19 protein-coding genes are annotated in these 20,048 nt (G+C 41.7%); 10 read left to right on the plus strand and 9 right to left on the minus strand.

What is annotated here, in order from left to right:
* Positions 1-16 precede the first annotated feature (16 nt).
* The 3 genes from cdaA (at position 17) to C4S38_RS12415 (ending at position 3,170) form a co-directional block, all read left to right on the plus strand.
* On the plus strand, positions 17-802 hold the full coding sequence (gene cdaA / locus C4S38_RS12405; protein ID WP_103983975.1) for a diadenylate cyclase CdaA: 786 nt from the start codon (positions 17-19) through the stop codon (positions 800-802).
* Between the two features lie 125 nt (positions 803-927).
* The gene (pta, locus tag C4S38_RS12410) at positions 928-1,944 is read left to right on the plus strand and encodes a phosphate acetyltransferase (protein ID WP_103983976.1); all 1,017 of its coding nucleotides are present in this window, start codon (positions 928-930) and stop codon (positions 1,942-1,944) included.
* Between the two features lie 26 nt (positions 1,945-1,970).
* Entirely contained in the window at positions 1,971-3,170 is a 1,200-nt protein-coding gene (locus tag C4S38_RS12415) for an acetate kinase (RefSeq protein WP_103983977.1), read from the plus strand.
* A gap of 76 nt (positions 3,171-3,246) precedes the next feature.
* On the opposite strand, the gene C4S38_RS12420 is transcribed toward C4S38_RS12415, so the two are convergent.
* The 8 genes from C4S38_RS12420 to rsmA all read right to left on the minus strand — a co-directional run bounded on the left by C4S38_RS12420 (position 3,247) and on the right by rsmA (position 9,334).
* Positions 3,247-4,026 (minus strand): UDP-2,3-diacylglucosamine diphosphatase, encoded by a 780-nt coding sequence (locus C4S38_RS12420; RefSeq protein WP_103983978.1) that lies wholly within the window; start codon positions 4,024-4,026, stop codon positions 3,247-3,249.
* A 17-nt stretch (positions 4,027-4,043) separates the two neighbouring features.
* Complete coding sequence (locus C4S38_RS12425) at positions 4,044-4,361, minus strand: SUF system Fe-S cluster assembly protein (RefSeq protein WP_103983979.1); 318 nt, start codon at positions 4,359-4,361, stop codon at positions 4,044-4,046.
* Positions 4,362-4,446: 85 nt separating this feature from the next.
* Positions 4,447-5,127: a RadC family protein gene (gene radC / locus C4S38_RS12430; protein WP_103983980.1), complete on the minus strand. Its 681-nt coding sequence runs from the start codon at positions 5,125-5,127 to the stop codon at positions 4,447-4,449.
* Between the two features lie 64 nt (positions 5,128-5,191).
* Positions 5,192-5,755: an elongation factor P gene (gene efp, locus C4S38_RS12435; protein WP_099463753.1), complete on the minus strand. Its 564-nt coding sequence runs from the start codon at positions 5,753-5,755 to the stop codon at positions 5,192-5,194.
* A gap of 170 nt (positions 5,756-5,925) precedes the next feature.
* The gene (locus C4S38_RS12440; protein WP_103983981.1) at positions 5,926-6,624 is read right to left on the minus strand and encodes an LrgB family protein; all 699 of its coding nucleotides are present in this window, start codon (positions 6,622-6,624) and stop codon (positions 5,926-5,928) included.
* Positions 6,625-6,627: 3 nt separating this feature from the next.
* Positions 6,628-6,966 carry a CidA/LrgA family protein gene (locus C4S38_RS12445; RefSeq protein WP_103983982.1) on the minus strand — a complete coding sequence of 113 codons (339 nt, stop codon included), beginning with the start codon at positions 6,964-6,966 and terminating at the stop codon, positions 6,628-6,630.
* 199 nt (positions 6,967-7,165) lie between these two features.
* The gene (mgtE, locus tag C4S38_RS12450) at positions 7,166-8,512 is read right to left on the minus strand and encodes a magnesium transporter (protein ID WP_099463756.1); all 1,347 of its coding nucleotides are present in this window, start codon (positions 8,510-8,512) and stop codon (positions 7,166-7,168) included.
* Between the two features lie 18 nt (positions 8,513-8,530).
* Positions 8,531-9,334: a 16S rRNA (adenine(1518)-N(6)/adenine(1519)-N(6))-dimethyltransferase RsmA gene (gene rsmA, locus C4S38_RS12455; protein ID WP_103983983.1), complete on the minus strand. Its 804-nt coding sequence runs from the start codon at positions 9,332-9,334 to the stop codon at positions 8,531-8,533.
* Between the two features lie 96 nt (positions 9,335-9,430).
* On the opposite strand from rsmA, the gene C4S38_RS12460 reads away from it, so the two are divergent.
* The 7 genes from C4S38_RS12460 to ispF all read left to right on the plus strand — a co-directional run bounded on the left by C4S38_RS12460 (position 9,431) and on the right by ispF (position 19,453).
* Complete coding sequence (locus C4S38_RS12460; RefSeq protein ID WP_103983984.1) at positions 9,431-10,444, plus strand: lysylphosphatidylglycerol synthase transmembrane domain-containing protein; 1,014 nt, start codon at positions 9,431-9,433, stop codon at positions 10,442-10,444.
* Positions 10,445-10,493: 49 nt separating this feature from the next.
* A complete protein-coding gene (locus tag C4S38_RS12465; RefSeq protein ID WP_103983985.1) occupies positions 10,494-11,948 on the plus strand; it encodes an aminoacyl-histidine dipeptidase in 1,455 nt (484 codons plus the stop codon).
* A 1,087-nt stretch (positions 11,949-13,035) separates the two neighbouring features.
* Complete coding sequence (locus C4S38_RS12475; RefSeq protein WP_103983986.1) at positions 13,036-13,686, plus strand: redox-sensing transcriptional repressor Rex; 651 nt, start codon at positions 13,036-13,038, stop codon at positions 13,684-13,686.
* A gap of 2 nt (positions 13,687-13,688) precedes the next feature.
* Entirely contained in the window at positions 13,689-14,303 is a 615-nt protein-coding gene (locus tag C4S38_RS12480) for a fumarylacetoacetate hydrolase family protein (RefSeq protein WP_103983987.1), read from the plus strand.
* Positions 14,304-14,313: 10 nt separating this feature from the next.
* Positions 14,314-17,703: a type IX secretion system sortase PorU gene (gene porU / locus C4S38_RS12485; RefSeq protein ID WP_103983988.1), complete on the plus strand. Its 3,390-nt coding sequence runs from the start codon at positions 14,314-14,316 to the stop codon at positions 17,701-17,703.
* A gap of 68 nt (positions 17,704-17,771) precedes the next feature.
* On the plus strand, positions 17,772-18,968 hold the full coding sequence (gene porV, locus C4S38_RS12490) for a type IX secretion system outer membrane channel protein PorV (RefSeq protein WP_103983989.1): 1,197 nt from the start codon (positions 17,772-17,774) through the stop codon (positions 18,966-18,968).
* Between the two features lie 8 nt (positions 18,969-18,976).
* Positions 18,977-19,453: a 2-C-methyl-D-erythritol 2,4-cyclodiphosphate synthase gene (gene ispF / locus C4S38_RS12495; protein WP_103983990.1), complete on the plus strand. Its 477-nt coding sequence runs from the start codon at positions 18,977-18,979 to the stop codon at positions 19,451-19,453.
* A 369-nt stretch (positions 19,454-19,822) separates the two neighbouring features.
* On the opposite strand, the gene C4S38_RS12500 is transcribed toward ispF, so the two are convergent.
* Positions 19,823-20,044 (minus strand): hypothetical protein, encoded by a 222-nt coding sequence (locus tag C4S38_RS12500; protein WP_099463764.1) that lies wholly within the window; start codon positions 20,042-20,044, stop codon positions 19,823-19,825.
* Between the last annotated feature and the right edge of the window lie 4 nt (positions 20,045-20,048).

Here is a 20,048-nt window from a genome sequence, read left to right on the forward strand (position 1 = left end):
ACGATCTATTATTATTATGTGGATGCACTTTGGCATAAAAGATTTGATTGATGTACTACTGGTAGCCTTCTTCCTGTACCAGACTTATAAATTAATGAAAAGTTCGGGTACACTGGCAATCTTCAGTGGCGTCGTTTCATTTATTATAGTATGGATACTCGTTTCGCAAGTTCTGGAAATGAGACTGATGGGAGCCATACTCGATAAGTTCATCAGTGTAGGGTTTCTGGTACTGGTTATTTTATTTCAAGACGAAATACGGCGCTTTCTGGTGGCTCTAGGCTCACACCGCGGATGGAAATTCTTGGGCAAATTGTTTTCGAAAAAGGATGAAACCAAAGAAAAAGAAGGTAAGTTCATAGCACCGGTTGTACTTGCCTGTATGAATATGGCACGTAAAAAAACAGGAGCATTGATTGTCATTCAACAGGATATCGACTTATCGGTATACGAACATACAGGGGAAATGTTTAATGCCGATGTTAATGCACGCCTGATAGAAAATATTTTCTTCAAAAACAGCCCTCTACATGATGGAGCCATGATCATTGCAGACAACCGTATCAAAGCAGCAGGCTGCATCCTTCCTGTCGCACAAAACGCTTCCCTACCCAAAGATATGGGATTGCGGCATCGCTCAGGATTAGGCATGTCACTCGAAACAGATGCCCTCGTTATCATTGTTTCGGAAGAACGCGGAAAAATATCAGTAGCCCACAAAGGTAAGCTAAGTGTGAATGTGACTGCAGAAGAGCTCCAACAAATACTCTCAGGCGAACGGGAAGTGATAAACTATTGTTAAAAGTTCTGAAAGTGACAACTTAACATGTAATTCTTTTGCTCGTTTTGCAAACTCCATATTGCATTATTGTATACTTTTGTAACCGATTACGGTGACAATTACAAAATAATATAAAAATTCCTATTATGGACTTAATGCAAGACATCATTGCACGCGCTAAAGCTAACAAGCAGCGCATTGTTCTTCCCGAAGGAACAGAGGAAAGAACTCTGAAAGCAGCCGACCGCTTATTGGCCGACAAAGTAGCAGACATTGTATTGATCGGCAATCCCAACGAAATTAAAAAACTTGCTACAGATTTTGGATTGAACCACATTAACGAAGCAACCATCGTCGACCCTAAAAATCATGCAAAGAAGGCAGCTTATGCCGATTTGCTTTTCCAATTACGTCAGAAAAAGGGCATGACTCCGGAGAAAGCAGCCGTATTGGTTGAAGAACCGTTGTTTCTTGCCTGTTTGATGATCAAATCGGGAGATGCCGATGGAGAAATCGCCGGCGCCCAAAACACAACAGGCGATGTTTTGCGTCCTGCATTACAAATTATAAAAACAGCTCCGGGTATGAGCTGCGTTTCAGGTGCATTTATCATGTTCACAAAAAAACAGGAATACGGTAAAAACGGCATACTTGTATTTGCCGATTGTGCTGTAATGCCTAACCCCACAGCTCCCGAACTGGCCAGCATTGCAATCGCAACAGCTGCAACAGCACGGGATATCGTAGGTATGGAACCTCAGGTTGCCATGTTAAGCTTCTCTACCAAAGGAAGTGCTTCAAACGAAATGGTAGACAAAGTTGTAGAAGCTACCAAGATGGCCAAAGAAATGGCTCCGAACGTGAAAATTGACGGTGAACTTCAGGCTGATGCTGCATTAGTTGAAAAGGTAGCATCTTTAAAAGCACCGGGTAGTGAAGTTGCCGGCAAAGCAAATGTATTGGTATTCCCTACTCTGGAAGTAGGCAATATTGCTTATAAACTTGTACAACGCCTTGGAGATGCAGAAGCTGTAGGCCCTATCCTTCAAGGAATGGCTGCTCCTGTAAACGATCTGTCACGTGGCTGTTCGGTAGACGATATTTACAAGATGGTTGCTATAGCCTGCAACCAATCGATAGGTTTGAAAGCTACAAAAAAGTAAGAATCACAAAATAACAATATAAACACATGAAGATATTAGTTCTTAACTGCGGAAGTTCTTCTGTAAAGTACAAATTGTTTGACATGGACAAACATGAAGTACTGGCTCAAGGCGGTGTCGAGAAACTGGGATTACCCGGTTCTTTTCTCAAATTCACATTGCCTAATGGAGAAAAAGTGATCTTGGAAAAAGAATTGCCGGAACACAATGCCGCAATTCAGTTTATTCTAAGCATATTAACCGACGAAAAATATGGTTGCATCAAATCATATGATGAAATAGACGCTGTTGGACACCGGGTAGTACACGGAGGAGAAGCATTCAGCGGAAGTGTTGAAATCACAAGCGAAGTGATTGGAAAAGTGGTAGAATGTATTGATCTGGCCCCTCTTCATAACCCTCCTAACCTGAAAGGTATTCGTGCGATGAGCTCATTGATTCCGGGTATTCGCCAGGTAGGTGTATTCGATACGGCTTTCCATCAGACAATGCCGGATTACGCTTATATGTACGGACTTCCTTATTCCGTTTATAAGAAATACGGTATCCGCCGCTATGGATTCCATGGGACAAGCCATCGTTATGTATCAAGACGTGCTTGCGAAATATTAGGCGTCCCATACGAAAAACAACGTATTATCACAGCCCACGTAGGCAACGGAGGTTCTATTGCTGCAATCAAAAACGGTAAATGCGTAGATACTTCCATGGGATTAACTCCGGTAGAAGGTTTATTGATGGGTACCCGTTGCGGAGACGTAGACGCCGGTGCACTGACATTCCTGATGGACAAAGAAGGTCTGGATGCTAAAGGCATGTCTAACCTGATAAACAAACAAAGCGGCGTACTAGGACTTTCCGGATTGTCTTCCGATATGCGTGAAATCGAAGCCGCAATAGCCGACGGAGACAAGAAGGCTATCCTGGCATTAAACGTATACAATTATCGTATTAAGAAATATATCGGTGCTTATGCAGCTGTTTTAGGTGGTTGCGACATCCTTGTATGGACTGGTGGAGTTGGAGAGAACCAATGGGCAACCCGTCGTGTTGTTTGCGAAAACATGGAATATATGGGCATGAAAATCGATGTGAAGAAAAATGAAGGTATGCGTGGCGAAGAAATGGTAATCAGCGCTCCGGACAGTAAAGTTACTATTATTGTTGTTCCTACTGACGAAGAATATATGATTGCTTCCGACACGATGGATATATTAAACAAATAAAATCCTAATCCTCACAGCTTACAAAACACAAAGGATTAGTGTTTAGACAGTCCCGGCATCGGTTGGGACTGTTTTTTTATTCTATTTCAAACTGATTCAAGGAGAGAGACTCGCCGTCCCATTCTATATAAGAGAAATATTGCATCCAGTCGCCAGTAATAAGTAAACGGCTCGTCTTAGACAACATTAAATCCAGCATGATATGACGATGCCCGAAAACAAAGAAGTTTATATCCGGATGCACCTTCAAATATTCTTTTGCAAAAGAAATCAGGTACTCTCCTGCTTCTCCTTGATATGCTTTTACATTACCATTAAGAGCTTCTTTCTTCAAACCACTTTTACGGCTACTCAATGACCAACCTAAGGCAAAACCAAATGTCCACCGGGGATGAATACCCGCATACAACCACTGACAGAATTTATTGCGAAAAACAGCCCGGATCAGACGAAAAAGCTTACTACGATAATCCACTTCATCTCCATGTGCTAAAAAGAAGCGTTTGCCCAATAAATCAATGGTAAGCGGTTCACGATGAATGACAGCGCCTATTTCCTGAGGCAAGTAGTCAAACATCCATATATCATGGTTTCCAATGAATATATGAATCTCAATTCCATTATCCGACAACTCGGCCAATTTACCAAGAAAACGCGTATGTCCCTTCGGAACAACATATTTATACTCGTACCAATAATCGAAAATATCACCCAACAGCCAAACAGCTGCAGCATCTTTTTTTATACTGTCCAACCAGCGCACCAACTTCTTTTCAACCGCCAACGGGTCTTTGTGGAAACGGGCGCCTAAATGGGCATCCGAAGCAAAATATATTTTCTTTCGGGAGGAGTTCATTTTTCTTTCGGGAGGAATTATAAAAAGCCCAGTTCCAACTTAGCCTCTTCAGACATCATATCTTTATCCCATTCCGGCTCAAACACAATGTTCACTTCCACATTGTTCACACCGTCCACCGATTCTACTTTCATACGGACATCTTCCACAATGAAATCGGCTGCAGGGCAATTAGGAGCCGTAAGCGTCATATCTATACGAACATTCTTATCGTCGTCAATCTCTACATTATATATAAGGCCAAGATCGTACACATTTACCGGTATCTCCGGATCATATACGGTTTTAAGCATGGTAACAATAGCTTCTTCTGTCTGGAGGAATTCGTTGTTCATTTTAATTCTATTTAAATGCAAAATTACGAAATAGTTAACTAAAGAACCTCTCTATACATTGAAAAGTTTATTAAAAGCTACTTTACTAGAGCCTGCCTTCATCCGTATAACTATAAAACCGGTCGTCTGATATGATAATGTGGTCTAATAAACGGATATCCACCAACTGCACCGCCTGCTTTAGCCGCTGTGTCAACGCATCGTCCTGTGCACTTGGCTGGGTAACTCCCGAAGGATGATTATGGCAAAGAATAATACTTGCAGCCAGCGATTGGATAGCTGCTTTCAGTATCAGACGAATATCTGCATGGGTTTCCCCCACTCCACCTTGACTAATTTTAACCTTCTCAATAACTCTGTTTGCACGATTCAGTAAAGCAATCCATAGTTCCTCGTATGGCAAATCACAAAGCAAGGGATAAAAAAGAGAATAAGCCGCACGGCTTTCCTGAACAACCAACCGTTGAACCGGTTCACAACCTCTGCGTCTTTTACCCAATTCCAAAGCAGCAGCAATTGTAACTGCTTTTGCTTCGCCAATACCCTTAAAAGATGAGATTAAATCGTTTACGGACAATTTGCCTAATGCATTCAAATTATTATCAACAGAATGAAGAATACGCTGGGACAGTTGAACTGCCGTTTCCTGCAGATTTCCAGAACCAATCAGAATAGCCAGAAGCTCGGCATCACTTAAGGAAGATGCTCCTTTATGAAGTAATTTCTCACGCGGACGATCTTCTATCGCCCAATCTGTTATTTTCATAGCTTGTATTTGGTATAAAAAAGAAAAGGGCGGCTTTTAGCCGCCCCTATTTCTCTATATAGTATTAACGGATACGTCCTACATAAGAACCGTCCTGTGTATTGATTTCGATCGTTTCACCTTCAGAAATAAACAACGGAACACGAACCTCCGTACCGGTTTCCACTGTTGCCGGCTTCAATGTGTTTGTTGCAGTATCGCCTTTAACACCCGGTTCCGTATAAGTAACCTTCAATTGTACTTTTACAGGCATATCAGCAAAAAGAACAGTTTCTGTTGAAGCATCCGAAACAACATCAACAACCTGACCTTCTTTCATGAATTCAACACCATTAATAAGTTCTTTATCGATAATAACATCTTCCCATGTTTCCTGATTCAGAAAGTGATAATGTTCGCCTTCATTATATGAAAACTGGTAGGGACGGCGTTCAACACGTACATCTTCCAGTTTTTCATCAATATTGAAACGACGTTCAAGCGTACCGCCATTTACAATATCTTTCAATTTCGTACGCATGATAGTATTACCCTTACCTGGTTTTACATGAAGAAAATCCACGCAGAAATATAGCTTTCCATCTAAACGAATACAAGTTCCTTTCTTAATGTCTTGTGAATTGATCATACTTTATATTTTTTATTTATGTAATACGATTGAATTAATTCGTCATTTTCCGGGTGCAAAAGTAGTGCTTTCAAACGAAAGTAACAACATATTGCCGTATTTTTATTCTGAAAAGAGTTGCAAATCAATCTAATATGATTTGGAAGGAGAAAATGCCCGTGGTTGTTTATTCAGAACATCGACAGAATTAAGCCAATCAAAGGAACCAAAACAGCAGTCATTATACCCATCAGGCCAATAGCTAATCCGCTCAAGGCTCCTTCTATAGCTCCCAGCTGGATGGCAACAGATGTCCCTACTCCATGCGACGAAGCGCCTAGTGCCAACCCCTTGGCTATATGGCTTTCTATACCTAAAACTTTCATTACAACAGGCCCGACTATACTGCCAAAAATACCTACCACAACAACAATAACAGCTGTTAAAGAAGGGATACCTCCGGCCTTTTCTGCAATGCCCATAGCAATGGGTGTTGTCACCGATTTAGGTTGAAGGGTGGCTATTAAAGCCTGGTCCGCTCCCATTACTTTACCTATTATAATTACGCTTACGATACCAACGATAGCTCCTACAAATACCGAGGTCAGGATCGAGATTACATTTCCTTTCAGGTATTGTATCTGTTCGTACAGGACATATCCTAATGCTACAACGGAAGGGCCAAGCAAAAAGTGGATCAAATGCGTATGTTGTTGAAACGATTCATAGTGAACACCAAGCACTTGCAGCACGACTATAATTACAAACACGGAGGTTATCAAAGGATGCAACAGGCTGACACGGGTCTTCTTATACAAAGCCATCGCCGCCAAATAAGTTCCCAACACCAAGGTCAGGGCAAATATTTCAGAATCAGCCAACATATTCATCGTCTATTTTCCTTTCTCCATTTTCTGTTGCACAAGAGCAACGCTGGCAATAACTAAAATCGTACTCACCACACATGCCGTAAGAATAACCGCCCAATACTGGGAAAGAATACCCACTGAGCCCATCAATCCCACAGCCGCAGGAACAAAGAACAGGCTCATATTCTGTGTCAATATAGTAGATACCCGTTTCACTTTATCCGGTTTTACCCATTTAAAAGCAAGAGCCAGAAAGAGCAACACCATGCCTATCACGCTACCCGGTATAAAACCGTCTATGAAATAGCTTATAAACTCTCCCGTAAAGTAGAAGAATAAAATATAAAACGCTTGTGCCAGCATAAACCTTTTACCTAATTATTTAGTGACTGCAAAGATAACACATAAACAAAAAACATGTTCTACAACATAAGACATTAACCTATGTTTAACAAAACAGATTCATAGTTATAACTTTTCAAACCCATAACTATGATTTTTCCAAATCATCGGAATGAGTTTTTGCGATACAAAAAAGCGTGTGTAACGATGGTTTGATAAATCAGGCTAATGCAGAGGTGATAAACATATAAATCATCATACCTATAATATCGTTAGTAATCGTTATAAAAGGGCCGGTAGCCAGGGCTGGATCCACATTCATCCGGTTCAATGTCATCGGCACAAGTGTCCCGAAGATACTGGCAAACATGACTACGGCAAATAAACTAAGTGACACAGACGCCGTAATAGCTCTGTCACCCAGCATAAAAAAGTTATATATAAATACTACCAGACTGATAATGCTGGCGTTAATAAGCGAAACAACAGATTCTTTTAATATTTGCGAAACTATATGTCCTTCTTTCAATGTATTATTAGCTAAGCCTTGCACCACAATAGCAGAAGACTGTATTCCTACATTTCCGCCCGTACCACCGATCAACGGGATAAACAAAGCCATTTTAGGATTAGCCGCAAAACTACTCTCAAAGCCTCCCAGAATCACCGAATTTCCTAACCCGCCAATCATGCCGATAAGTAACCAAGGCAAGCGTGCAGCCGTTTGCATAAACACATTATCGGATGTCTCCACATCCTGGGAAATACCGGAAGCCAACTGGTACTCACGTTCATGTTGCTCGCGGATTTCATCCATTACGTCATCAATAGTAATACGACCAACCAAACGTCCGATACTATCTACTACAGGCAACGCAACCAAGTCGTATTTCTCAATAGTCTGCGATACATCTTCAATACTGTCACTTTCATGTACGGAGATCGGATCCTTCTTCATTACATGTTTGATCTTGGAAACAGAAGGATTGGTGATAAGCCGTTGCAAAGGCAAAACACCCTTCAGGCGTTCGTCGTCATCTATTACATATACGTAATAAATCTCGTCCATCTCTTCAGCCTGTTTACGCATTTCGTCAATACATTGGGGCATACTCCAATTTTCGTTTACAACGATCATTTCAGTACCCATCAAACCTCCGGCCGTATCTTCGTCATATTTCAACAAGTCTACGATATCACCGGCCTGCTCAACATCTTTTATATGCGACAAGATTTCTTCCTGCGTGTCTTCATCCAATTCACGCATCAAATCAACTGCATCGTCGGTTTCCATGTTATCCACGAAACGCTTCGCAATCAATTCACTCGGAAGTTCTTTCAGTAATTTATGACGGTCTTCTTCGTCAAGTTCCATCAACACGTCGGCTGCTTTGTCTCCGTCCATCAGCAGATAGAGATAAATAGCTTCCCGAAGATTCAGTTCCTGATATAATTCGGCAATATCTGCAGGATATAATTCGTGCAACAATTCGCGCGCTTTATCATCTTCTTTCCGTTCGATGATATTTTTCAGGTTCTCGATGTATTCTTTCGTTAATTCAATCATGGCAACGTGTTGTTTCTTCTATCGGGCAGGGGTTATCCGGCCAAGCACATTATTCTTTTGACAAATCAGGGTAAGCTCTACAAACTGTTCTACAGAAAGTTGTTCGGGGCGCTTATCAAAAATAGGCAATACATAATCCGGACAATCTTTGCCTAAAAGAGGTTTCATTGAATTGCGCAGCGTTTTGCGACGTTGGTTAAAAGAGGTCTTGACAACGGTTTTAAACAATTTCTCATCGCATCCTAATTCCTTCCGGTTATTACGCACCATACGCAAAACGGCGCTTTTCACCTTTGGGGGCGGATCGAAAACATATTCGCTGACTGTAAACAGATAACTTACATCATACCATGCCTGCAATAATACACTTAATATGCCATATGTCTTGCTACCCGGACCGGCAGCCAAGCGTTCGGCCACTTCTTTCTGCAACATTCCGGAACAACAAGGTACTTGTTCTTTATAATCAAGAACCTTAAAAAATATCTGGCTGGATATATTATACGGATAATTTCCAATCACACAAAACGGCCCTGAGAAGAGTTTGGAAAGGTCCAACTTCAGAAAATCATCTCCTATAATGCGCCCTCGCAAAGCAGGAAAATTCTGTTCCAAATAAGCTACCGATTCCCGGTCAAGTTCCACAACTGTAAGATCTTGCCCTGCTTCCAGCAAGAACTGGGTAAGCACTCCCATACCAGGACCTATCTCCAATATCGGTGTACCTTTATAGTCGGCTACTGTATCAGCAATACGCTGGGCAATTTGCAAATCTTTAAGGAAATGTTGTCCTAATGCCTTTTTCGGTTTAACTAATCTCATCCAGTTATTTAATAGATTGTGTTTCGTATCTAAATAATATTGTATCTTTGCAGACGCACAAAAATACAACAAATTATTAAAAGAACCCTACGTGTAATGGATTTTAAAGGCATTCTACGCACGATTCTTAAGATATGCTTACCTCTGGTTTTCGGCTGTTTGCTGCTCTGGTTTTTATATCGAAAGATGGATGTCAGTGAGATATGGAGAGTAGTAAAAGAAGGTGTCCGTTATGACATAATCTTGTTTTCCTTATTATTCGGCCTTGCTGCCAATATAATACGCGGTCTCCGATGGGGATTGCTGATCAGTTCGCTGGGCGAGCGGTTCAAGATGAGCAACGTTATCTATGCCGTATTAGGTAATTATGCTGTAAACCTCGTACTGCCCCGCGTCGGGGAAGTATGGCGTTGTGGTGTGATTACGAAATACGACAAGATTCCATTCTCCAAATTGCTGGGCACCCTGTTAATAGACCGTGTAAGCGATACAATCATGGTCGGGCTTATTACCTTGATGATATTCATCTTCAACATTAATTTCTTCACGAGTTTCTTTGCCAAGAACCCGGCACTGCTTGACGGCTTCCAATCTATGTTCAATTCTATCTGGATTTATGTGATTCTGATAGTTTTTTGCGTCGGAATTTGGTTTATATTCACTTATATGAGTAACTTTACGCTGGTACAGAAAGCGAAGACCCTGTTGTTGAATGTTTGGGAAGGGATGAAAAGCATCTGGCTGATGAAACACAAAGTTCGTTTCTTGTTGGAGACAGTGCTTATCTGGGCTGGCTATTTCTGTTATTTCTATATCACGTTTTATGCATTCGATTTTACCCGCGACTTGGGAGTTTCCGTCGGATTAATAGCATTTACGATGAGTAGTATAGGCGTTGCCGTTCCGGTACAGGGAGGCATCGGTCCGTGGCACTTCATGGTTATTGCAACATTAGTTTGTTTCGGGGTAAACGAGAGTGACGCTGCAGCTTTTGCATTAGTCGTACACACTGTACAGACGGTATGGACAGGGCTTTGTGGTTTGTTTGGCGTAATAGCATTGCCGCTAACCAACAAAGGAACACAAAAAACAGCTGTTGTTTCAGAATGAATACAATCATGTATTAAATAAGAGTTATAAACTTAAATCAGTAACTTCTATGTCAGCAGAAATCAAAAATCTATTACCAAAGCATGTATGGGGTTATTTCTATGACCTTACACAAATTCCTCGTCCAACCGGACACATGGAGGCCGTAACCCGTTATGTAGTCGAATTTGGAAAAAGCTTGGGATTAGAAACCCTGCAGGACGAAGTAGGAAATGTTTTGATCCGCAAACCGGCTACTTCCGGAAGAGAAGGACACAAGACCGTTACTTTGCAGGCACATCTCGATATGGTTCCGCAAAAAAATGCATCAGTAAAACATAACTTCATTACTGACCCTATAGATGCTTACATAGACGGAGACTGGGTAAAAGCTCATGAAACGACATTAGGAGCAGACAATGGGATAGGGGCATCATTCGCTATGGCGGCACTAGCCGATAACTCTTTACAACACGGTCCTTTGGAAGCACTCTTTACCATAGACGAAGAAGAAGGCATGGATGGAGCAGTCGGGCTGAAATCCGGTTTCCTGAAAGGCAATATTCTGTTAAACTGCGATTCGGAAGAAGAAGGAGAGTTGTTTGTAGGTTGCGCCGGTGGTGCAGACCTGAATATCTCTTTCCAATTTAAAGAAGATCAATATATACCGGAAGGCGATACAGCCGTTAAATTAAGCCTGACCGGATTAAAAGGCGGACATTCCGGTGTAGATATCCACCTGGGACGGGCAAACGCCAACAAATTAATGTTCCGGTTCCTGAAAGAAGCTGTCTGCGATTATGGAGCACGTTTATCTTCCATTGAAGGAGGCTCCTTACGCAATGCCATTCCACGTGAAGCATTTGCCACGATAACAATTCCGGGAGATAATGTAGAATCCCTTTGGGAATTGATAGCAGACTACCAGGACACTTTCCGTACCGAATACAAAGGTATAGAAGACAATATAAGTTTTGTGGCTGAAATGACAGATATGCCGTCAACTCTGATCCCGGAAGAAATTCAAGACGATTTGATCAACGCTATCGAAGGATGCCAGAACGGTGTCATCAGCATGCTGCATGATTTCCCCGGCACAGTGGAATCATCATCCAATCTGGCAATTGTGCATACAGCTAACGAATTGATCGAGATAAAGATATTAGTAAGAAGTTCTTCCGAAAGCCGTAAATATGCTGTTTGTTCCAGCCTGGAAAGCATCTTTGCCCTGGCCGGTGCAAAAGTGGAATATGGCGGAGCCTACAATGGATGGCAACCCAACATAGACTCACCTGTCCTGAATCTGATGGAGAAAGTATATCAGGATTTATACGGTAAAAAACCATCGGTAAAGGTTATGCATGCCGGTCTCGAATGCGGCATCATACAGGGAGCATATCCGGAAATGGACATGATTTCCATCGGGCCGGACTTACAACATCCCCACTCTCCTGACGAGCGCGTCAGCATTTCATCCGTACAACGGGTTTGGGAATTTATAAAGGCTACATTAGAAAGAATCTGACTCTTTCCGGAATTATCAAGGAAACATGTCTAAAAGCTAATATTGAACGCAGATGATGCAGAACACACAGAATATCGCAGATTTTTATTAATAATCAGTAAGGTCTGCGTTTATCTGTGCCTTGCCTGCACCATCTGTACCCTTTTTAGTTGCCTACCTTTCCTCATAGGTTGCTTACCCTATTCAATTTAGCAGCTTACCTAAAAAGTATCAGATCATAGTCTCAATAAAGGGATATTTAAGGGTTCACTTTGTCTCCTTCTGTCACCTCCTTCGGGGGGGGAGTATTCCAAAACGTGAAAAATATCTATAGACATTCTACACAAGTATACAATTTGCTAATATAGACAATATTACAACACATCAACACATTTTTCAAACTCCTAAAACAGTCAATGCGGATTTCATTTTAACACTTCCGCAAACACTTTCCCTGATGCTTGAATAAGCTGTTTATTGCATACAAATGACATAGAATTCCCAGAAAGAAATTTGGCTAAAGCCAATCAAGATAGATATTCCTTTAATCCGTCAGCTGAAGCAGACGGCAATTGAGCTTAGGCTAAAGCCATAAAAGAACAGACCATATCGGCCATCCCTAAAGAAAGCTGCGCTTAGCCTAGCTTTCTTGTTAGCGGCATCAGCGGCCGGGCGTTAAACGCAGGTAAAAGACGCAGCGACGAAACCAGCGGCTGTCTGAGCGAAGCGAGTTCCGCTGGTTCAGCGAAGTCTTTTGCCGAAGTAGCCCGGACGGTGTAGCCTTGACCTTTTGGTTACTTTTGGGTCAAGCCAAAAGTGACAAAAACGTTCGCAGGAAGCACTAAAGCGTTACAGGTATGATTTTGAGACAGCGGTGAAATAATATAGAATCAATATCAGATCGTTTTGCAATTTGGGGATAAGCCCCGAAGAAGGTGACAAGGTGGGAGACATATCCAAAGTCTGTATTTGTGTAATACGGGACTCTGAAACCATTGCAAATAGACAGCATTAAAAATCATGTTAATAAACGTAAGTGCTTCTCTAAGAATATCGGTCAAATTTAAAATTTATTGTACTTTTGTGCTCTTACATTAAATATATAGCAATGGCCAGCGATGAAATGAAAGAAATTTGGAAAATCCCGGAACCCACACTCAGAAGATTGCCGTGGTATCTCGCCTTTGTAAAACTGATGAAAGGGAAAGGGGAAACATTTGTGTCGTCTACTCAAATTGCCAAAGAAATTAATGTAGACGCCAGCCAGGTTGCTAAAGATCTGTCATTTGTAAACATATCGGGAAAAACCAGAGTCGGTTACGATATAAATGCACTGGTAGACGTTTTGGAAGACTTTCTGGGCTTCACGGTGCAACACAAAGCTTTCCTTTTCGGTGTAGGAAGCCTGGGAGCAGCGTTATTACACGACTCCGGTCTGAATCAATACGGATTGGAAATAGTGGCAGGTTTCGACGTCCGCCCCGAACTGGCCGGATCACGCATTCACGGCATCCCTGTATTCCATATCGATGATTTTCCTGCCAAACAAAAGGAATACGGAGCAACAATCGGCATTATTACGGTTCCTGTTGAAAAGGCACAAGAGGTTACCGAACAAATCATTGCCGGAGGAATCAAGGCTCTCTGGAATTTTACACCTTTCCGTATCCGCGTACCGGAACATATCGTGGTACAAAATACTTCCATGTATGCACATTTAGCGGTTATGTTCAACCGGATGAATTCAATAAATCACTAAAAATGAAAATTATTGCTGTAGGAATGAATTATGCAGCCCACAATAAAGAGCTACATCATTCGTTAGAATTATCAGAACCTACGATCTTTATGAAATCAGATTCGTCTCTTTTGAAAGACGGGAAACCTTTTTTTATTCCCGATTTCTCGTCCGAGATTCATTATGAAACGGAAATTGTAATAAAGATAAACAGGCTGGGTAAGAATATTGCCGAACGGTTTGCACATCGTTACTACGATGAAGTAACAGTCGGCATCGATTTTACCGCGCGCGATTTGCAAAACAAATTACGGGCAGAAGGACTACCTTGGGAAATCAGCAAAGCATTCGACAACTCGGCCGCAGTAGGAACGTTTATCCCGTTGGATAGAGCAGGTGATATTGACCGCATTCCTTTCCATCTGGAAATAAACGGACAGAAAGTTCAGGAAGGCAATACGTCGGATATGCTTTTCTCTGTAGACAAAATTGTTGCTTACGTTAGCCGTTTCTTCACATTGAAAATAGGGGACCTGATTTATACGGGAACTCCCGTCGGTGTAGGACCGGTTAAGATTGATGACCATCTGCAAGGATATATCGGCGAACGGAAATTGCTGGACTTCTATGTACGGTAATAACTGATTTATGTTACGAACTATATACACATTACTGATAAGTCTTTGCTTCTTGTCCTCTGCATGGGCAGGCAGCGATCGCTATACATCCAGTTCCGTTTTATCACAAGGGAAATGGGTTAAGATAAAAATAAAGGAAAACGGGATGTACAAGCTCTCTTTTTCCGACTTAAAGAACATGGGCTTCTCCGATCCTTCAAAAGTTTCCGTCCACGGTTACGGAGGATGGATCATGGATGAAGACTTCCGTAAACCTTACCTGGACGACCTTCCTACTGTTCCCGTTTACAAAGGAACAGACTACCTGCTTTTTTATGGCAAGGGGGTACGTAAATGGGAATATGACTCAGGAAGCGGAACTTTTGCACACACCAACAATCCGTATTCACTATACGGATGTTACTTCCTGACAGATAATACAGAAACAAAAGAAATGACAACTGCTGCCTCCGGTGAAGGAGCAACATTAGTTGTCAATACTTTTGACGATTATGTTGTCCATGAAGAAGATCTTATATCGGTCAATAAATCCGGACGGGACTTATTTGGTGAATCTTTCAGCCTGACACGTACAAAAACCCTGTCGATGCCCTCCATTCCGGGTATCACTAATGATGACGCAAAAGTCACAATGCGCTTCATCGCCAGAGGAGCTTCAAGTGCGGGAAAGGCAACATTAAGTATTAGTAATCAAGATCTGCTAAACTTAACGATTCCTGCAGCCAATGGTTATAACTATCCGGAATATATAAAAGCCATAGCCAGAACCGGCACTGCTACATGGACAGGAGATAAAAGTGAGTCACCAAAAGTCACTGTTAGTTATAACCCAAGCGGACATACAAACGTACACCTCGATTACATCAGGCTACAAGTAAAACGTACTCTACAACCCTATGGAGCAAGTACACTTTTCCGTAGCTTGGCATCTAAGGGGAATACCACCCGTTTCGTCATCAAAAATGCAAATGCAAGTACTTTGGTATTTGATATAACAGACAGCCAAAATCCACAACGAGTGGAAACTTCATTAAACGGCACAGAACTTTCATTCACCATTCCACAAGGAGAGTTACGGGAATTTGCATTGGTACAACCGGACAAAACTTTTCCCAGCTATGAAAGAGCCAATGGCTATGTTGCTGCACAAGATTTGCACAAGTTAGGACAAACAGATATGGTGATTATAGCAGCTCCTACCCTCAAAAGCCAGGCAGAACGTCTGGCGGAAGAACACCGCCAACGCGATAACCTGACTGTAGAAGTGGTAGAACCGGAAAAGATATATAACGAATTTTCGAGCGGTACACCGGATGCCACAGCCATCCGCCGTTTCATGAAAATGTTTTACGACCGCAGCACTTCTGAAACGGATGCGCCCAAATATTTATTACTATTTGGCGATGGTGTCTACGATAACCGTTTTCTTTGTGAAGACCTGAAAGACATACCTCAGGAAAACATGTTACTCACCTATCAATCCACTAATTCCCTTGACATAAACTCTTACGTAACAGAAGATTATTTCGGTTTTCTGGAAGATCAATCGGGCAGCTATTTATCAAATGATAAATTACAGATAGGAATTGGGCGCTTCCCCGTACGCACAGTAGAAGAAGCCACCCTGATGGTCGATAAAACAATTGCCTACATGAACAATACACAATTCGGTTCATGGAAAAACAAAGTTGCTTTTATTGCAGATGACGGAAACAATGCCGATACATTTACGACAAATCATATGAATCAGGCAAATAAGGAAGCCGATTATATTGAAGGAAACCACCCGGAATTTCTTGTCAACAAAATATTCCTTGACGCTTACAAGAAAGATCATAGCGGGCAAAGCTCCTATCCCGATGTAAACAAGAAGATTCAACAGCTTCTGAAAAGCGGGTTAATGTTGATTAATTACACAGGGCACGGAGGCACAGAAGCTTTAGCCGATGAACATGTAATAACACAAAGCGACATCAATCAGTCCACCTATACCAATCTGCCTTTATGGATTACGGCTACCTGCGACTTTACCCGGTTCGATGCCCCAACCACATCTGCAGGCGAAAGTGTTTTCCTGAATAAAAAAAGCGGAGGTATAGCTTTGTTCTCCACAACAAGAGTTGTTTTATCCGGCCCGAATTTCAATATCAACATGGAATTGCTTGCCAATTTATTTGAAAAAGAAAACGGACGGCGTATAACATTGGGAGACGTGATTAAAATAACCAAACGCAATCTGGGGAATGATTCCAACAAGCTTAATTTCCTGTTGGTTGGAGACCCCGCCATGAAACTGAGTTATCCGGAATACCATGCAAAAGTGACATCCGTCAATGGCGAACCGGTTGACGGTTCTCCTATTATTTTAAAAGCATTACAAAAAGTCACTGTAGAAGGAGAAATCACTACTCCCAACGGAGAAAAAGCCGAGGATTTCACAGGAATAGTAAATCCGACGGTGTTAGACAGTAAGCGTACAATTACAACACTGGATAATAACAATATAGGACAGACGTTTTCTTTTACCGACTATCCGAACACGATATTTATAGGAAATGATTCCGTACGCAACGGCAAGTTCAGCTTCACCTTCACCGTACCCAAAGATATTTCCTATTCAAACGATTATGGTAAAATGAACCTATATGCTTCCGACGAAACAAAAGGGACAGAAGCGCAAGGGTCTTTTATCAACTTCATTGTAGGAGGAACATCTGATGACACGGAAAAAGACACAGAAGGCCCGGAAATCAAAGCCCTGTATTTGAACGACTCCACTTTCACGGATGGAGGACAAGTAAACACGACTCCTTTATTTGTTGCCCAACTTTGGGATAAAAGCGGTGTTAATATCACCGGCAACAGCGTAGGGCATGACATCACACTGACAATCGACAACCAATCCGCTTTAAATTATAACCTGAACAGTTATTATGAGTCTGTTCCGGGTAAAGAGGGCGAAGGATTTGTGACATTCTCTATCCCTGCATTAAATCCGGGTATTCATACGGCAGAATTTAAAGTATGGGATATACAGAACAATTCGACGACTAAAACCTTCAGCTTTGAAGTAGTTGAAGGTTTAAAACCCAATCTGTACGAACTAATCGGTACGCCGAATCCAGCCCGCGAACAAGTGGAATTCCGCCTGTATCATAACCGGCCGGAGACCAACGTTGCCGTAAATATTATGATCTACGATATGGCAGGAAGACTGTTATGGAATCATAGTGAAACAGGTTCGAACGAACTATTCAAAGCTTATATAGTAACCTGGAACCTGACCGATAACAACGGAGCCAGGCTGCACCCCGGAATCTATTTATACCGGGCGGCAATAAGTTCTAACCATTCTAAAGAAGCTACAAAAACAAAGAAATTAGTCATTCTTGCACAATAAAGAATCGGTAAATCAGTTATATGTAGGAACGAACAATTGTCCGTTCTTTTATTAATAGTAATTTCAGTATGAGAAAAGTATCGAGAATTTATTTACTCCTTATATCCTTCTGTCTGTTTGCTGCAACCGCTGTAGTAAAGGCACAAGATAAAAACCAATTTGCACCTATCCAGACGGCCGTACCATCATTGTCTATTGCTCCGGATGCACGCGGAGGTGCTATGGGTGACAATGGCGTGTCTACAACGCCAGACGTAAACTCCCAATATTGGAATCCTGCAAAATACGCATTCAATTACAGTAAAGCCGGAGTTTCATTGTCATATACTCCGTGGTTACGTAAGTTGGTTAATGACGTAGCATTGGTGAACCTTGCCGGTTATTATAAAATCGGAGATAGCGACCTGCAAGCTATCGGTGCCTCTGTACGCTATTTCTCACTTGGAGAAATATCCGACTCGGAATATATGGGGCAAGGCGGTAGCGGAGTCACACTAAACCCGTACGAAATGGCAGTAGATGCCAGCTACAGCCGTAAGCTTTCGGAAAACTTCTCTATGGCCGTAGCTCTACGATACATACGCTCGGACTTAGGCGCCGACTCACGTTCAGACGGACAAACTGCAGGAAACGCATTTGCTGCCGACATTGCCGGTTATCTTGAGAAATATGTAATTCTTGGTAATAGCGAATGTTTATGGAGTTTCGGATTTAACGCTTCCAACATTGGTTCTAAAATATCTTTCGACGGAGGAGAAACCAGCCGTTTCCTTCCTGCCAAGTTAACTGTCGGAACAGGTCTTTTATACCCGATAGACGATTATAACCGTATAGGCGCTTATTTAGACATCAGCAAATATCTGGTTCCAAACTATCCGACAAAAGGGGATAAAAACCCGGACGAAACAGACGAAGAATTTCAAAAAAGGCTTGAAGATTACAGATCTTTGTCTTCCATATCCGGCATCTTCAAATCTTTTGGCGATAATCCAAACGGCTTCAAAGGAGAATTGCAGGAAATAATGGCTTCAATCGGTTTAGAATACAGCTACAACGAACAGTTCTTCGTACGCGGCGGTTATTATTACGAAAACAAGAATATGGGTAACAGACAGTATTTCTCAGTAGGTGCCGGTTTCCGTATGAGTGTATTCCAACTGGACGCAGCTTACCTTGTAAGTACTGTACAAAGCAACCCATTGGATCAAACCCTCCGTTTCTCTCTTTCATTCGATATGGATGGCATAAGAAATCTGTTCAGATAATAGAAAATATGAAGATCAGAGTAGGTTTCGGTTATGATGTACATGCACTAGTTCCCGATCGCGAACTATGGATAGGAGGAATTAAAATAGAGCATACACTAGGACTGCTTGGGCATAGTGATGCCGATGTATTAATCCACGCCATCTGCGATGCCCTGTTAGGGGCGGCAAACATGCGTGACATAGGATTTCATTTTCCCGACACAGCCGGCGAATACAAAAACATAGACAGCAAAATACTACTTCGTGACACGATGAAGCTGATCCGTAATGCCGGATATGAACTAGGAAACATAGATGCAACCATAGCTGCCGAACGTCCGAAACTGAATCCGCATATTCCCGAAATGAAGCAAATCCTGGCTAAGGTAATGCAAGTAGATGCAGACGACATATCCATAAAAGCTACAACAACAGAAAAATTAGGTTTTACCGGACGGCAGGAAGGTATTGCCGCTTACGCTACGGTTCTTATCCAAAAATAAAAACAATACAACTATTTTTTCATAGACTGCTTGTCTTCTTTTTCAAAAGGGCAAGCATTTTTTATCTCCAAAACCACAAGTTAATTAATCTCAACTTCGCAACAACTTTCCGCTCTCCCCTGTTTGACTTGTACTTATTTATAATCACATAATTCTAATTAACCACGCGGATAACATAGAAATATGTACCAAATACCCCGTGAGGGCGAAAAAGTGGAATATTAATACTAAAGTACAAAAATGAAGTTCTATCTGCCACAACTTCTGTGAAGAAGGAATGGCAGACAAACACCAAAGGGTATTTCAAACTAGATGGAATACTCTTTGGCGTTTTCTTTTTATAATCATCCCGATCATTTTATTAAATCATCAGGATGTTTTGGAAGAATCATCAGGATGATTTATTTTACCACGCATTTTAAGACGTTTGATCTGGAGAAAGCGAAGTAAAAGAATAACAGCCAACGTAGCCCCGATTATACAAAAGTATTCCGTATAGCCATTTTCCGGATTATTGCCGGGCCAGCCAATCACGCTCATAATTATAAGATATACCAGCAATGCTATACTGGTAATATTTACCTTTTTCATATTG

Source organism: Parabacteroides chinchillae, from assembly GCF_900108035.1.
Lineage (GTDB): Bacteria > Bacteroidota > Bacteroidia > Bacteroidales > Tannerellaceae > Parabacteroides > Parabacteroides chinchillae.

Coding starts and splice junctions, on each gene's coding strand:
- C4S38_RS12500 (WP_099463764.1), bottom strand. CDS start 20,044: ATGAAAAAGGTAAATATTACCAGTATAGCATTGCTGGTATATCTTATA.
- efp (WP_099463753.1), bottom strand. CDS start 5,755: ATGATCAATTCACAAGACATTAAGAAAGGAACTTGTATTCGTTTAGAT.
- pta (WP_103983976.1), top strand. CDS start 928: ATGGACTTAATGCAAGACATCATTGCACGCGCTAAAGCTAACAAGCAG.
- rsmA (WP_103983983.1), bottom strand. CDS start 9,334: ATGAGATTAGTTAAACCGAAAAAGGCATTAGGACAACATTTCCTTAAA.
- C4S38_RS12460 (WP_103983984.1), top strand. CDS start 9,431: ATGGATTTTAAAGGCATTCTACGCACGATTCTTAAGATATGCTTACCT.
- C4S38_RS12465 (WP_103983985.1), top strand. CDS start 10,494: ATGTCAGCAGAAATCAAAAATCTATTACCAAAGCATGTATGGGGTTAT.
- C4S38_RS12445 (WP_103983982.1), bottom strand. CDS start 6,966: ATGCTGGCACAAGCGTTTTATATTTTATTCTTCTACTTTACGGGAGAG.
- C4S38_RS12425 (WP_103983979.1), bottom strand. CDS start 4,361: ATGAACAACGAATTCCTCCAGACAGAAGAAGCTATTGTTACCATGCTT.
- C4S38_RS12420 (WP_103983978.1), bottom strand. CDS start 4,026: ATGAACTCCTCCCGAAAGAAAATATATTTTGCTTCGGATGCCCATTTA.
- C4S38_RS12475 (WP_103983986.1), top strand. CDS start 13,036: ATGGCCAGCGATGAAATGAAAGAAATTTGGAAAATCCCGGAACCCACA.
- radC (WP_103983980.1), bottom strand. CDS start 5,127: ATGAAAATAACAGATTGGGCGATAGAAGATCGTCCGCGTGAGAAATTA.
- ispF (WP_103983990.1), top strand. CDS start 18,977: ATGAAGATCAGAGTAGGTTTCGGTTATGATGTACATGCACTAGTTCCC.
- C4S38_RS12480 (WP_103983987.1), top strand. CDS start 13,689: ATGAAAATTATTGCTGTAGGAATGAATTATGCAGCCCACAATAAAGAG.
- C4S38_RS12440 (WP_103983981.1), bottom strand. CDS start 6,624: ATGAATATGTTGGCTGATTCTGAAATATTTGCCCTGACCTTGGTGTTG.
- mgtE (WP_099463756.1), bottom strand. CDS start 8,512: ATGATTGAATTAACGAAAGAATACATCGAGAACCTGAAAAATATCATC.
- porV (WP_103983989.1), top strand. CDS start 17,772: ATGAGAAAAGTATCGAGAATTTATTTACTCCTTATATCCTTCTGTCTG.
- C4S38_RS12415 (WP_103983977.1), top strand. CDS start 1,971: ATGAAGATATTAGTTCTTAACTGCGGAAGTTCTTCTGTAAAGTACAAA.
- cdaA (WP_103983975.1), top strand. CDS start 17: ATGTGGATGCACTTTGGCATAAAAGATTTGATTGATGTACTACTGGTA.
- porU (WP_103983988.1), top strand. CDS start 14,314: ATGTTACGAACTATATACACATTACTGATAAGTCTTTGCTTCTTGTCC.